The following is a 14,411-nucleotide window of genomic DNA, read 5'->3' as shown; positions in this document are numbered from 1 at the left end:
ACGGCGGCCGTAACTATAACGGTCCTAAGGTAGCGAAATTCCTTGTCGGGTAAGTTCCGACCTGCACGAATGGCGTAACGACTTCCCCGCTGTCTCCAACACCGGCTCAGCGAAATTGAATTCTCCGTGAAGATGCGGAGTTCCCGCGGTCAGACGGAAAGACCCCGTGCACCTTTACTACAGCTTTGCAGTGGTGTTAGGGAGTTCATGTGTAGGATAGGCGGGAGCCATTGAAGCCCTGGCGCTAGTTGGGGTGGAGGCAGCCTTGAAATACCGCCCTTGAGCTCTCTGGCATCTAACCGCGGCCCGTTACCCGGGTCCGGGACCCTGCATGGCGGGTAGTTTGACTGGGGCGGTCGCCTCCCAAAGAGTAACGGAGGCGCGCGATGGTGGGCTCAGGCTGGTCGGAAATCAGCTGCTGAGTGCAATGGCACAAGCCCGCCTGACTGCGAGAGCGACGGCTCGAGCAGAGACGAAAGTCGGCCATAGTGATCCGGTGGTCCCGCGTGGAAGGGCCATCGCTCAACGGATAAAAGGTACTCTAGGGATAACAGGCTGATCTCCCCCAAGAGTCCACATCGACGGGGAGGTTTGGCACCTCAAACATCAGGGGTGAGATGACGGAGACGTCATCTACCTAACAATAGTACTGGCTAATAACGGTGAACTCCGATCGTCTTAGGACTGAAGACGAGGACAATACCGTGGGAAGTCGGGCGTCGCAAAACGCCTTGACCCCGTAACGACTGAGAGCGCAAGCTCGAGATGGCGTGTCCGATCGCGCAAGCGATCAATCTACGGCCGCCATAATACGCCAGCCCTTCGCGCGAAGAAATTCATGCAAGGTGAAGATATAGTCTACACGTGCAGTAATGCACGAGCAATGTGCGATGTCGGATCGTCGCATCCTGGGGCTGTAGTAGGTCCCAAGGGTTTGGCTGTTCGCCAATTAAAGCGGTACGCGATCTGGGTTCAGAACGTCGTGAGACAGTTCGGTCCCTATCCGCTGTGGGCGTTACAGACTTGAGGAGCGCTGACCCTAGTACGAGAGGACCGGGTTGGACGGACCGCTAGTGAACCGGTTGTCACGCCAGTGGCAGAGCCGGGTAGCCACGTCCGGATCTGATAAACGCTGAAAGCATCTAAGCGTGAAGCAGACTCCAAGATAAGGTCTGGATCCGCAAGGTGAAGACTCCTGGTAGTCCACCAGGTGATAGGCTGGAGGTAGAAGCGCAGTAATGCGTGCAGCTGACCAGTACTAATAAGTCGGAGAGTTATTCGCTCTTTGGAATCATCAAGCGGCAAAGCTGGTAAGTTTCGTTCGTGACGGATATCGTTATGCAGTCTTCAGGGAGCAATGGCATGCGGGCCTCAGGGCCCGCCGCTCGCCCCTAAAGATTTCCGGTGCTTATAGTGGTGGGGCAACACCCGTTCCCATTCCGAACACGGCAGTTAAGCCCACTAACGCCGATGGTACTCAGACCGCAGGGTCTGTGGGAGAGTAGGTAGGCGCCGGAATATTTTCAAGAGCCGGCCGCGGTCATCGCGGCCGGCTCTTTGTGTTGTGGATTCCGGTCGTAGTCGTGACTTATTTCGTGGATCCGACGGGGATCATCGCATGCTCGTACGGGGTACCGGCCCACATCATGTAGGGCTTTGTCGGGTCGGCGTCCTTTGTTGTAGGATAGCCGAGTGCCTTGGCACCAGGACCCATGAGCATGATATGGGGTCCGGTGACGACCCAGTGATTATCTGGGGTCTTGCTTTGCGCCCATGGATCCGTATTGCTGGCGCCCGGCGCATCGCCCGACAACATGTATGCCACGCCGATCTTATCCGGCGGCGCAGCAGCATGCTTCATCAGGGCTTGCATGAACTCCATGGCGTTTGCGTCAGCACACACGCCGGACGTCGGAGCGAGCAGTAGGCAGGTAAAACCGTTCTTGCCTGCACGAAGCGTCGTCATGCTCCCGTTCTTCTCAATGCGCACGACCGCCGCCCCACTAGCTACGCCAGGGGGCGCCGCCGCGAGAGCCTGAGTGATGTAGTCTGAGTCTGACGCTTTCCCCTGCGAAGTATTGGCAACGGCCAACACGGCAAGGACTCCAATCGCGAGAACCAACTTGAGTGAATGCATACGTACCTCCGCAAGAGACAGTGCGAAAGATCGTGGGATTGGGCACGCTTTTTCGAGGGGAGCCGGCCAATCCCTCTGGGGGTGCAACGGCCAAGCGCGATCTCCGTCGATCAGCAACGGAAGACCGCGTGTCACTTAGACGACTGTGCGGTGAGGGCGTTCAACCCGATCAGTGTAGTGCCATTGCCGACAACCAACGGATAGTGACCATCCCATTTCTGGATCGCATCATATTGCACGGTCAGCTCTGAGATCGCTTGGCGTCGTAGTATGTTGGCGGTCGCATCGCCGCGAGCCGTCGCGATCGCGGTCTGTGCGTCGACTTGCGCCTGCTTAAGCTGGTTCTGCGCTTTCAGATAGTTCTGAAACGCGACCACTTTCGCTTCGATGGCGTTCGAGAAATCCTGGCTGAATTCGAAGTTCGTGATACTCATGGCCGCGATGTGCATGTCGAACTCGCCCAGCCGCGCCGCGAGCGTCTTTTCGAGCAGATCGCGCGCCTCGGGCCGCTTGGTGATCAGCTCCTCGGCGGTGAAATGAGCGGTCGCCGCCTTGGTGGCTTCCTGGATCGCTGGCGCGATGATGCGATCCTGATAATCCTGGTTGAGCCGATTGTAGACGTCGACGACCTTATCGGTGTCGACCGTGTAGTTGAGCGTGACCTTCGTCTGCACGTTTTGCAGGTCGGCCGACGCGGCGGCCGCGTCCGCCGAGTACGCCTGGACCTGCACGTTCATGAGCACCACGGTGGTGATGAACGGAGCCACCGTGTACAGCCCCGGCTGCTTGACTTCGCCGGTCGTGCCCCCGAAGCGCAGCACGACGCCGCGAAAACCGGCGGGAACCTCGCCGAAACTTGACGCGATGCCGCCGCAGATGAGGAGCACCACGATGGCTTCGACATACGAAAGGTACGGCAGCGGTGTCGGCGCCTCTTTTTGCTTCTCCAACCAGTACGATGTGGCGCGCCAAAAGATGTATCCGGCGCCGACGAAGCCGGCGATCCAGAGGGCGGCTTGGATGACGAACACGGCAATCCGTCCTTTCTAGGTACCGAAGACCTACACGGTGACTGTCGATTCGCGAGCGGAAGCTAACGGCACTGCAGTCGCTATCGTGACCGCTTGTTGGACTGAGCCGCCGCGTCTTGGCTTAGTCCCTCCAAGACGTACAACGCCACGTCGTGCAGGTCTTTCGGCGTCAGGCGCCAGCGCGGCATCACGGGATCAAGGCGTTTCCCCTTGTTGTCGATGCCGGTGGAGATCGCGCGTTCGAGCAGCGCGAGGTCGTATGGCGGCCTTTGGTGCGTCACAAGCGCGGAGTGCCGAAGGTCAGCGCTGATCGCGCCACCGGGCAGATGCATTCCGCCGGCGCCATCGGCTTGATGGCACGCAGCGCAGCTGGTCATCAACGGCGGCGGGTTCGCAGTGATTGGCGCGCCGCCGAGATCTCGTCCGTTCTGAAAAATCGAGCGGCCATCGGCCAGCGCTGATGAAGACGAAGATGAAGATGAAGCGCGGAGCGGAGCCGGTGAGGCAGACGGAGCCGCTTGGCCCGCGGCATGCCGGTTGCCCGAGCACGCTGCGACGAGCGCGCCAAGGACAGTGCATATCGCGAGTGACCGAATTCGTACGAGCATGGTCGTCGCAGTACGCCGTCCAGGCCCCCTCTGCCTGGCTAGAGGCGCCAAGAGGATGCGCGCGAGCGTTGTCGGTATTCCAGTGACGACAGAGTCGCGGGAGGTGCCATGAGCCCGTTCAAACGTCATATGCCTGCCATGGGTCTAGCATTGATCGCGTTCGCCTGCGTCGCCGCTATCCTCATCACGCCGGCACTCAAAGGCCGCGCCGACCAGACGCAGCCAACGCAAGCCGACCAGACGCGCCGGCCTAATATCATCTTCATCCTCACCGACGATCTGGCCGACAACCTCGTGCAGTACATGCCCAACCTGCAGCAGATGCAAAAGGACGGCACGACGTTCTCGAACTATTACGTCACCGATTCGCTGTGCTGCCCCTCACGCTCGTCGATCTTCACCGGCAAGTTCCCCCACGACACGCACGTGCTCACCAACCAGCCGCCGCTCGGCGGCTACCAATCGTTCAACGCGCACGGCAACCAGACGCAGACTTTTTCGGTCGTGCTCCAACACGCAGGCTACAAGACCGCCATGCTGGGCAAGTACCTCAACGGCTACCAGCCCGGCAGCGACGGGGTGCCTCCAGGCTGGAATGAGTGGGACGTCGCCGGCAACGGCTATCCGGAGTTCAACTACGCGCTCAACGAGAACGGCCGCGTCGTCCAATACGGCGCCGAACCGAAGGACTATTTGACCGACGTGGTCTCCGGCATCGCGCAGAAGTTCATCCGCGACTCGGAACCCGGCCCGTTCTTCATCGAGATCGCGACCTTCGCACCGCACGCGCCGTACGTCCCCGCGCCGCGCGACGCCAACGCGTTCCCCGGACTGACCGCGCCGCGCGGACCCGCGTTCGGCGCGCGCCCCGGCCCCAACGACCCGAAGTGGCTGCAAGAGATCCCGCCCTTGAACAAGCCGGAGATCGCGAAGATCGACAAGTTCTTCCGCATGCGCGCGCAATCGGTGCAAGCGGTGGACCAGATGATCGGCCAGATCCGGACGGAGCTTGCGCAGCTCGGCGACAACGACACATACATCATCTTCAGCTCCGACAATGGATATCACATGGGCGAGTACTCGCTGCGCCCGGGCAAGATGACGCCGTTCGACACCGACATCTCCGTGCCGCTCGTGGTCGTAGGGCCCAATGTTGCCAAAGGCGTCGTGGTGCATCAAGTCGTCGAAAACGTCGACCTCGCCGAGACCTACACGCGCATCGGCGGTCAAGCACCGCCGCCGCAGGCGGACGGTCACGCCCTGCTGCCACTACTCCTAGGCGGCGACGTGGCCGAATGGCGCCACGTCGCGCTCATCGAGCACAAGCGGCCCGGTCCGAGCATCACCGATCCGGATGCGCCCATACCACACTCAGCCGATCCGGTCACCTACGAAGCGCTGCGCCTCGACAACGCCATGTACGTCGAGTACGAGGATGGCGAAGTCGGCTATTACGACATCGCGCGCGACCCGTCCGAGCTCAACAACATCGCGCAAGGCCTGACCCCCGCGCAACATCAGCGCCTGCACGAGATTCTCGTGGCGAATCAGAACTGCCACGGCCAACAGACATGCTGGGCGGCGCAAAGCATGACGCCCTAGAACTTCGAAGAGCGGCTACATGCACAAGTCACTCGCAGGCATCGCGATCGCCCTCGCCTCGATCATGCTCTCGACCGCACAGCTTTGCGCGCAGCCGCTCGATGCGATCCAGCGCGCCGCCATCGATAAGATCGCGCAAGACGCGCTCGACACACAGCGCGTGCCCGGCATCTCGCTCGCCGTCGCCAGGGGCTCGGATATCCTGTACGCCCAGGGCTATGGCTACCGCGACGTCGCTCACCGCTTCGCTGCCGTGGCCGACACTATCTACGCCATCGGCTCGAACACCAAACAGTTCACCGCTGCGGCCGTCATGCTGCTGGCGCAGGACAAGAAGCTCGACATCGACGCGAAAGTCGCCGACTACCTGCCCTCCGCGCCGCACGCCGCCGAGATCACGGTCCGCGAACTGCTCGACCAGACCTCGGGCCTGCCGAACTACGTGGATCACATCGCCATGACCAACCGCATGTCGACCGAGTACAGGCCCGAGCAGCTCGTCGCCCTGGTCAAGAACGCGCCATTGGATTTCCTCCCGGGGACGAAATGGGAGTACAGCAACACCAACTATGTCTTGCTGGGCATGCTGATCGAGAAGGCGTCCGGCATGTCGTACTCCGCGTTCGTGCAGCGGCGCATCATCGCGCCGCTCGGTCTCACCTCGACATCGTTTCCCAAGACCGTGCCCGTGGGGCCGCAGTACGCGGTCGGATACCAGTTGACCGGCGACGGCGCGACGCCCGTCGTGGCAGACTTGAGTTGGGCGTACGCGGCCGGCGCGCTCTTCTCGAACGTCGCCGACCTCGTCAAGTGGGATGATGCGTTCTGGAACGGCCGCGTCGTGGATCCTGCATCGCTGACGCTGATGACGACGCCGGCAAAGCTTCCCGATGGCACGGACACGAAGTACGGCTTCGGATGGTTCGTCTCCACGATGTACGGCCAGCGCGAGGTGTGGCACAATGGCGGACTGCCCGGCTTCTCGACGCGCAATGCGACGTTTCCAGATGACGATCATCTGGAGATCGTCGTGCTCGCCAACACGATATCGTTCGACCCGGCGTCGACGGTGCGCCGCATATTCGAGGTCGTGGAACCGCAGATCGTCGCCAACGCGACTCCGACGCCCGCGCCGACCTCAGCGCCGGGCGAGGACCCGGCCATCACGGCGCGTGCCAAAGAGTGGTTCGTACGCCTGGAGAAAAACGACATCGATCGTTCGCAGCTCACGGCTGACATGAGCAACGCGCTCACCACCGACAAGGCCGCGCAGCTGGCAGCGGCGCTCGGACCGATGGGCGCTCCGACGGCGTTCGTCTACATCGGCAAGACCGTCAAAGACCCGTACACGATCTATCAATACCTCGTCCAAGGGGGGCAAGGCGCGCTCGTCTTCACGTTCGTCCTCGACCCCGCGGGCAAAGTGGCCGGGATGTTCGTCAAGCCTCAATCGTAAGTGCCGCAAAAGTCGCCTTCGTGCGCTGCGCGCCGCGGCCGATTAATCCGCGCCCGGTTGGCTCACGTAGTAAGGGCATCAGCTTTTCATCCATCATCCATTCATAGGAGACTGGCCATGCCCGATACTATACGACCCAAACTCCAGGCGACCGCAGCGCTGCTCGCGCTCGCGCTGCTTCCGTTCGCCCAGACCCCCGCACAAGCGGCGGATCTGCCGCGCGAGAACATCGTGCTCAAGAGCGCGATCGCCGTCGATCCGCAACAGAACACCGTCGTGCTGCCGCTGTACAAAGGCAGCGCTGCCGGCAAGACCGTGTATTACATCCTCGCCGACGCGTCGGACAAGACCGTGGCGCAGTCGCTTGGCCTGAACTACGCACCGAGCATCGGCAAAGCGTACACGCAGACCGCCTCGGGAGCACCGCAGTCGCTGACGTTCGCCGGCGCGCCGATCTTCAGTTCGGGCCGCGTCTACAAATCGAGCGCAACGGGCTTCCCGCCGGCGCAAGCCAACCCCGGCTCGGTCGCCGACGACAGCTATTCTCCATTCGTCAGACTACCTGACGGCACGACGCTCGACGCCCCGATCATCGCGAGCGGGGCAGGGCCATTCGACGTCACGACGCATCGCAACACCGCCGACCGCGTGCTGGCCATCGACACCGAGAAGAAGACGGTGACGATTCTGCTCGCGCACGGGTTCTTCAACGGCGCGCGCGTGGTCTATCTGAGCACCGACGCGTCGGACCCGGGAGTCGCGACGATCGAGCGCGCCACGTATACGAAGAAGCTCGCGCAATCCAGCCCGGCTTCCGAACAAGCGATCATCACACTTGCGAACGGCCAGACCGGCAAGGACAATCCGCAGGCACAGGGTCTCGCCTACCTCGCGCTCGACGAACAGCTCTCGCAGCCGGCGGTGCTCTCCGACAGCGCGTCCTTCGGCTCGCCGCTGAACATCATCGCCACGTTTGCAGCCGGCCCGGGCGCGGCTGGCTACACGCCGCTGTGGGCCGCCAACGTCGGCGTGTGGTCCAAGGCCGCGGTCGCCGGCGGACAAAACGTCCGCCTCACAAGCATCACCCAGGTCTTCGCCCTCGCGGGCAAGGGTGAGATCACGAGCCCCGACGGCAAACCTCTCGGCCCCGCGGGCCCGGTCGTGAACTGCCCGGTGGTCGCGTTCATCGACACGATCCACTAACGGCGCTCGCAGGGATGACATACGGATCGGCCGGCGCGTAAATCGGCGAGCGCCGGCCGTCCACGCTCACGACATAGGTCGGAGCCGCGGAGCACCACCCGAAAATCGAATCGCTGGCAGCGCTGCACGAAGTATCACACCCGACCATATCTCATGCACGCCGGTATTCCTCGACCGCCCGAATCCAGGACATCGGCATAGCCGGAACGTAGCGAGGCCGTCGTAATGTCAAGCCGGCCGCTACTACGCCACCGCATTCTGCAATGGTGGCGCGGGCTTCCCGATCGCAAGCGCGACTTCGCGCTCAACATCATGATCGGGTCGCTGATCTCAGTGCTGCTTGCGCCGGCCGAGACGACGGTCGCGGTCTCATCGCTGCGCGACAAGATGCTCACCTGGCAGATCAGCCAGTTCGCGGGCACGGATATCGGCGCGAGCCTCGCGTTCATCGATATCGACGACCAGACCCATGTCGCGTCATGGGGTTCGCCGTACTACACGCCGCGCGACAAGCTCTGCAGGCTCATCGACTACGCGGCGCACGCCGGCGCGCGCGTGATCGTCGTCGACATCGACCTGAGCGCGCGTAGCCAAAGCCAAACGCAACGTCACGCGCTGACCTGCGACTCCAACACCCCGCAAGACGAACGCGCTACGCCGCCCGCGAGCGCCGACGACGCTCTCGCGAGCTACCTCCGCCGGTACGACGCGAAATGCCCGACGGCCGGCTCGCGCGAGGGTTGCCCCCCGATCATACTCACGCGCGGCTTGCGCACGTCAAGGACCGACGCGCTCCCAAATGGCACCCCGGCGCACGAACCGCAGCCGTCCTTCCTCGACCCGATCGGCCAAGAATCGAACTCCGTCGCGTTCGGCACCGCCATCTTCCATGTCGACGCCGACTCGATGATCCGCGGCTGGCGCCTTTGGGAACCCGTCTGTCAATCGCTCCGCGGCAGAGCGCTTCCCTCCGCCGAGATGCTCGCCGTGGCGGCATACAACGGCAAAGACCTCGTCAAACTCCAACGCGCGCTCGACGTCGGCCTCGCGCCTCAGTGCTTGCAAACGGGCGAGCAAAGCACCGCGGAACAAGGCACTCCAGAGCACGCCGCGGCAGGGTTAAACGCGCACGCGCAGATGCCGCGCGATAACTTCATCATCGACGTCGGCTACCCGCTCGAGCTGAGCACCAGCGACCTCGAAAGACGTTTCTTCTATCGCTTCGGCTGGGCGCCGCCGGGCGCACAGCGCCAAAAGGGGCAGCGGCTCGGCGTCGTCGTCCCCGCGTGGGAGATCACTGACGTCGAGCCGTCGCAACGCTTCAACCCCGCGCTGCTTCGGGGGAAGATCGTCGTCATCGGCGGAACGTATTCGGACAACCCGGACGTGCACCAGACTCCGCTTGGTGAGATGCCCGGGACGGTCGTGCTGCTCAACGCGATCAACGCACTGCTGCATGACGACCACATCCGCGAAGCCCCATGGTACCTGCGCTACGGCATCGACGCATTTCTCACGATCTTCGTCAGCGTGCTGTTCTTTTACTTACCGCACCGCGCCGCACTGGTGTCCGCATCGTTGATCATCGTGGCGGCCGCGGTCACCGGCGGATACCTGCTCTTGAACCGCGGCTATTTCTTCGATCCGATCATGCCGATCCTCGGCATCCAAGTACACGAGCTCGTCGGCGGGATCGAGACGTGGCTGCACCAGCGAGGAGTGCTGAAGTGACCCGAACCGGCAACGCACGTGCCACCACATCTCTCTATCTCGCCGCCGCGCTCGCGCTGTCCACGGGGCTCGGCGTGCCGCTCCCCTCAAACGCCGACTCGACCACGAATTACCGCTATATCGAATCGTACACCGGCCCGGCCACCGCGTACGAGATCGACCGCGGCGCACAGAAACTGCCGCCGCGCTTGGGCATGACGCTCAACGTCGGCGATTGCGTCATCTTGCATGAACCCACCAACGCGCAATCAAGCGACAACGCCAACCGTATGACGTTGATGATCGACGGCACCGAAGCGCGCGTCGACGCGGCAAATCCCAAGTACTGCGTCGCGCGATCAACTGCGGGCGCGGACGCGGCCGTCGCCGCGATCGGGCGCATGTTCGCATCGGTCGGCGACCTCTTCCAACGCTCGCAGAACGATTACTACACCGAGCACACCACTACCGCGCAGACGCGCGGCGGCGTCCAAGAGCCGGTGCTCATCTATCTTTTGCAGCCGGCGCACCCGCGCGTGGCGGCCGGCCAGCCCAAGCTTTGGGTGGCCTGGATCGACGGCCAACCGCCGTACGACGCCGCTGTATATAAGAAGGGCGACACATCACCGCTCGCGACAAGAACCGGTCTGCAAGAGCGCAAGACAGCCTTTGACGTCACGTTGACGCCCGGCAGCTATGAACTGCGAGTCGGCGATGCCAGCGGCCGTCACGTCGCAGCCGATTTCGAAGCGATTCCCCCAGCGGAGCTGCCGCAACCTCCGCCGACAGAAATGGCCGCGCTACAAGACCCATCGCAATCGCTCGACCTTCGCGCCGCGCTGTACGCCGGCTGGCTGGTGCAGCAGAGCCCCGACTGGCGCTTCCAAGCGTATCAGGGAGTCGCCGGATTCACACCGGGATCGGATCTGTCGCGCGCGCTGAGCTTCGAACTCGCCGGCGGCCAATGAAGTCAGGCGCCTACATCACCCGCTTGGCGCTCGCCGTCGCGTTCATCGCGCTCGGTGTAACTGCGTCGACCACAATGGGTTCCACCGCACCCGCAGATCCAACCGCGGCTCCTACAAGCTCGCCGGTCGCGCCAACACCGCCAGCATCGACGATGCCGGGCGCCCCAACCCCGTCTGCGCTCCCGCCCGCACCGCAGCAAATCCAAGCGCAAGGCCAGACGGCGTTTGATAATCACGACTACAAGACCGCGCTCACCGCGTGGCAAGGCGGCCTGCAAGCCGCACAAAACCAGAACGCCCGAGCCGCGATCGCAGCGTTCTCACTCGATGTCGGCAAAGCCCAAGAAAAACTGCGCCAGTACCCGCAAGCGCTCGATGCCCTGAACGCCGCGCTAACCGCGCACCGCGCGCTCAACGATAGGGCCGGTGAAGCAGCTGACATCGAGTGGATCGGCAACGTGCAGCAAGCACAATCCAAGAACGACGACGCGATGGCGAGCTATCAACAAGCGCTCGCGATCTTCAAAGATATCAACGACAGCGCAGGCCAGGCAGACGTCCTGTCGGCTATCGGCGACCTGGACGACTTCATCGGCAAGACCGACGATGCCATGACGGCCGACAAGCAGGCGCTGGACCTGTATCGCGCGGCGAACGATCAGCGCGGTCAAGCCGACGTGCTTCGCGGCATCGCCATCATCGTCGCCAACTCCGGCCACTACCCGGAAGCGCTCCCGTATCTCCAGCAGTCGCTCGACATCTCTCGCCAGATCGGCGACCAGTACGCGATGGCCAGCTCGCTCGAACTGATCGGCACTGTCAATCAGACGATCGGCCACGACGACATCGCGCTCAAGGACTACGCTCAAGCGCTGCCGATATTCCGGGCGCTCGACAGCGGTTCGCAAGAGGCCCATGTCCTCAACGACATGGCGTTCTCCTATCGGAATCTCGGCCGCTCCGGCGACGAAGAGCACGCCGCAGAGCAGGCGCTCCAGGTCGCCCGCAGCGTCGATGACCGGCGCAATCAGGCGGTCGCGCTCGGCAACTTGGGCGACTTAGCTGAGAAACAAACGCACTACGACACCGCGCTCGACGACTTCAAACAGCAAGCCGCGCTCGATCACGCGATCGGCTGGCGCATCGGTGAGGGCGGTGCGCTCTACCAACTCGCGGATGTGCAGCGACAGTTGCGTGAGTACGACGCCTCGATGGACAACGTGCAACAAGCGCTCGCGCTGTACCGCGCCGTCCACTACCGCCATGGCGAGGCGGGAGCGCTGGTCGCATTGGCGTCGCTGCTCTCTTCACTCGGCCGCGACGAGGAAGCCGTGCAGGACTCGTCGGCCGCGGCGGGCATCGACGAGGCCATCGGAGCCAAGAGAGGCGAGGTCGACGCGCTTCTGACCGGCGCGATCGCCGAAGTGAATCTCAGGCGTACCAGCGACGCGATACGCGATCTCAACGCGTCGCTCCAGATCGCCAAAGCGATCGGTGACGACGACCAGGTCGCCACCACCTACTACGCGCTCGGAGCCTTATACGGCAGGACCGGGCATCCCAAGCAGGAGTATGACGATGACCATCAGGCCCTCGTCATGTTCCTCGCCGAACAGAACGTGCTCGGCGAGGGGATAACGTTGATCGATATCGCCAGCGCGGATGTCTCGCTCGGCAAGAATCAAGCCGGGCTCCAAGCCGCGCGCCAGGCAGTCGTATTGGCGCGCCGCCAAGGTCAAAGCGAGCGGCTGTGGGGCGGCTTGCGCGCGCTGGCCAACGCGGAGTCCGCGCTCGACATGCGCGCCGCTGCCATCGCCGACTACACCGGGGCGCTCGATCAGATCGAAAGCACGCGGGCTGGTCTTGGCGCCACAAGCGCCCGGACCACGTACTTCTCCACGAAGTTGAGCCTGTACGACGATTTCATCCAATATCTGTGGCAGCTCAACGCCCGCTTCCCGGGCAAGGGCTACGATCGCCAGGCGCTTCAGATCCTCGAACGCAAGCAGGCACGCGAGGCGCTCGAGCAGATCGGACGCAGCGCGGCACGACAGTTCGCAGGCGTGCCCGAATCCGTCGTCAGCAGCGATACCGAAGCCGAGCTTGCGGTCGACGACGCGCGCACGATGCTCACCTACACCGAGGCCGTGCCCAAGCCGGATCCGGCGGCGGTGGCATCGGCGACGCAGCAGTTACACGACGTCACCGCCAAACGAAACGGGCTAGAAGCCCAGATCAAGACGAGGTACCCGGCCTACTACGCGCTCCAGCATCCGTCGCCGATCGACTCGACGACGTTGCAGAAAAAGGTCATCAACCCCGGCGAAGTGCTATTGATCTACGACGTCGGCGATGCACGCACGCTGCTCTGGGTCATCAGCCGCGATCACTTCCAGCTCGTTACCGAGTCCGGAACGGCGCAGATCCAGCGACGCGTCGCGGCGCTGCGCGCGCACACGGCGCGCATCCAAGCCGACGTCGACAAGCAGATGTTGCCGAGCCAGATCTCAGACGACGCAGCGCAAGATCTGCCCGGTTTCGCAGCGGACAGCTTCGCGCTGTACAACGTGCTCGTGCCGAAGTCGATCGCGCCAACGGTCGGCCGTGCACGGGCGCTCGTGATAGTTCCGACCGGCTCGCTCTACGATCTTCCCTTTGAGATGCTGGTCACGCAAGACCCGGCGCATGGGGCCGGCCGGCCGCACTACCTTGTCCAGCAACACGCGATCTCGTACATCCCATCGGCGTCATTGCTCGGCGCGGTGCGCGCGAGCATGCAGGCACGACGGGAAGCGGCTGACCCGCTGCTGGCTCTGGCGCGACCCGCGATCGGCAACGCGGTCGTCGCCGTCGCCAGCGCCGACACCGACACGTATGCGACCGAGCAGACCCGCGCGATGCGCGCCGTCGTCGGCGATTCGTCGCAGGACCTCGCCGCGGCGTTTCCCGATCTGCCGGGCTCCCAAGTCGAAGCAGATGACGTCCGCCAAGTGCTCAACGCGCCGGCCGGCAGCATTCTCACCGGCGAGGACGCATCGCGCGCCAAGGTCCTCGCGCTCAACGGCACGGGCCAGCTCAAAGACTATCGCTACCTTCTCTTCGCGACACACGCCGTGCTGCCCGACCAGATCCAAGGCCTCACGCAACCGGCGCTCGTGTTGGCGCATCCGGAGAACGGCGACGGCTTCCTCACCATGGCCGATATTTTCGGGCTGACGCTCGACGCCGACTTCGTCACGCTCTCGGCGTGCAACACCGGCGCGGGACCGCATGCGGCCGGCGAGGGCATCAGCGGACTCACGCGCGCGTTTCTTTTCGCGGGTACACCGGCGATGTCGGTGACGCTTTGGGAAGTCGACGATCAAGTCGCGCCCAAGCTCACGCCGGCGTTCTTTTCGAGCCTCAACGCCGGCAAGTCGCCTGCCGAGAGCCTCAGACAAGCGAAGCTGACGCTCATCAACGACTCTGACCCGCGCTTCGCCCACCCGTTCTCATGGGCGCCGACGGTGGTGTTCGGCGACGGCGACACGGCGGTACTCCCCCGATAGACGGAGCGGTCGAATTTATTCGACCGCAGGCGCCCTCCATTGCAATCCAAACACGAACATGCCAGGCGTTCGCCGCAAAATAATCGTGATGACGATGTAGATGAGCAAGGATATGACGACAGCGAGGCCCGTGGTGAAGAAGTCGCTC

At 63.3% G+C, this 14,411-nt stretch carries 9 protein-coding genes and 2 rRNA genes; 8 read left to right on the top strand and 3 right to left on the bottom strand.

What is annotated here, in order from left to right; translation table 11 throughout:
• Positions 1–1,282, top strand: a 23S ribosomal RNA gene (locus VKF82_04145); the annotation flags it as partial.
• Positions 1,283–1,400: 118 nt separating this feature from the next.
• A 5S ribosomal RNA gene (rrf, locus tag VKF82_04140) occupies positions 1,401–1,518 on the top strand.
• A gap of 70 nt (positions 1,519–1,588) precedes the next feature.
• Here rrf and VKF82_04135 read toward each other — a convergent pair.
• From VKF82_04135 to VKF82_04125, 3 genes are all read right to left on the bottom strand, one after another.
• Positions 1,589–1,966, bottom strand: a complete 378-nt coding sequence (locus VKF82_04135; protein ID HME81250.1) for a hypothetical protein — start codon at positions 1,964–1,966, stop codon at positions 1,589–1,591.
• Positions 1,967–2,268: 302 nt separating this feature from the next.
• On the bottom strand, positions 2,269–3,168 hold the full coding sequence (locus tag VKF82_04130) for a prohibitin family protein (protein HME81249.1): 900 nt from the start codon (positions 3,166–3,168) through the stop codon (positions 2,269–2,271).
• Between the two features lie 80 nt (positions 3,169–3,248).
• Positions 3,249–3,545: a c-type cytochrome gene (locus VKF82_04125; protein HME81248.1), complete on the bottom strand. Its 297-nt coding sequence runs from the start codon at positions 3,543–3,545 to the stop codon at positions 3,249–3,251.
• 339 nt (positions 3,546–3,884) lie between these two features.
• Between VKF82_04125 and VKF82_04120 the strand changes: the two genes are divergently transcribed.
• The 6 genes from VKF82_04120 (at position 3,885) to VKF82_04095 (ending at position 14,263) form a co-directional block, all read left to right on the top strand.
• Positions 3,885–5,378: a sulfatase gene (locus tag VKF82_04120; GenBank protein HME81247.1), complete on the top strand. Its 1,494-nt coding sequence runs from the start codon at positions 3,885–3,887 to the stop codon at positions 5,376–5,378.
• A gap of 19 nt (positions 5,379–5,397) precedes the next feature.
• The gene (locus VKF82_04115; GenBank protein ID HME81246.1) at positions 5,398–6,834 is read left to right on the top strand and encodes a serine hydrolase domain-containing protein; all 1,437 of its coding nucleotides are present in this window, start codon (positions 5,398–5,400) and stop codon (positions 6,832–6,834) included.
• 117 nt (positions 6,835–6,951) lie between these two features.
• Entirely contained in the window at positions 6,952–8,037 is a 1,086-nt protein-coding gene (locus VKF82_04110) for a hypothetical protein (GenBank protein ID HME81245.1), read from the top strand.
• Positions 8,038–8,262: 225 nt separating this feature from the next.
• Entirely contained in the window at positions 8,263–9,768 is a 1,506-nt protein-coding gene (locus VKF82_04105; GenBank protein HME81244.1) for a CHASE2 domain-containing protein, read from the top strand.
• Positions 9,765–10,715, top strand: coding sequence for a hypothetical protein (locus VKF82_04100; protein ID HME81243.1), 951 nt, complete (start codon positions 9,765–9,767; stop codon positions 10,713–10,715). Before VKF82_04105 ends, VKF82_04100 begins: the two co-directional genes overlap by 4 nt.
• Entirely contained in the window at positions 10,712–14,263 is a 3,552-nt protein-coding gene (locus VKF82_04095) for a CHAT domain-containing protein (protein HME81242.1), read from the top strand. The genes VKF82_04100 and VKF82_04095 overlap by 4 nt, the downstream gene beginning before the upstream one ends.
• Positions 14,264–14,411: the final 148 nt, after the last annotated feature.

The sequence above is a fragment of the Candidatus Eremiobacteraceae bacterium genome (assembly GCA_035314825.1).
GTDB lineage: Bacteria > Vulcanimicrobiota > Vulcanimicrobiia > Eremiobacterales > Eremiobacteraceae > JAFAHD01.
This window is presented reverse-complemented; position numbering and strand designations above follow the sequence as displayed.

Bases quoted from the DNA above. Each gene is read 5' to 3' on its own strand.
- VKF82_04135 (HME81250.1), bottom strand. From the start codon at position 1,966: ATGACGACGCTTCGTGCAGGCAAGAACGGTTTTACCTGCCTACTGCTC.
- VKF82_04125 (HME81248.1), bottom strand. From the start codon at position 3,545: ATGACCAGCTGCGCTGCGTGCCATCAAGCCGATGGCGCCGGCGGAATG.
- VKF82_04120 (HME81247.1), top strand. From the start codon at position 3,885: ATGAGCCCGTTCAAACGTCATATGCCTGCCATGGGTCTAGCATTGATC.
- VKF82_04115 (HME81246.1), top strand. From the start codon at position 5,398: ATGCACAAGTCACTCGCAGGCATCGCGATCGCCCTCGCCTCGATCATG.
- VKF82_04110 (HME81245.1), top strand. From the start codon at position 6,952: ATGCCCGATACTATACGACCCAAACTCCAGGCGACCGCAGCGCTGCTC.
- VKF82_04105 (HME81244.1), top strand. From the start codon at position 8,263: ATGTCAAGCCGGCCGCTACTACGCCACCGCATTCTGCAATGGTGGCGC.
- VKF82_04095 (HME81242.1), top strand. From the start codon at position 10,712: ATGAAGTCAGGCGCCTACATCACCCGCTTGGCGCTCGCCGTCGCGTTC.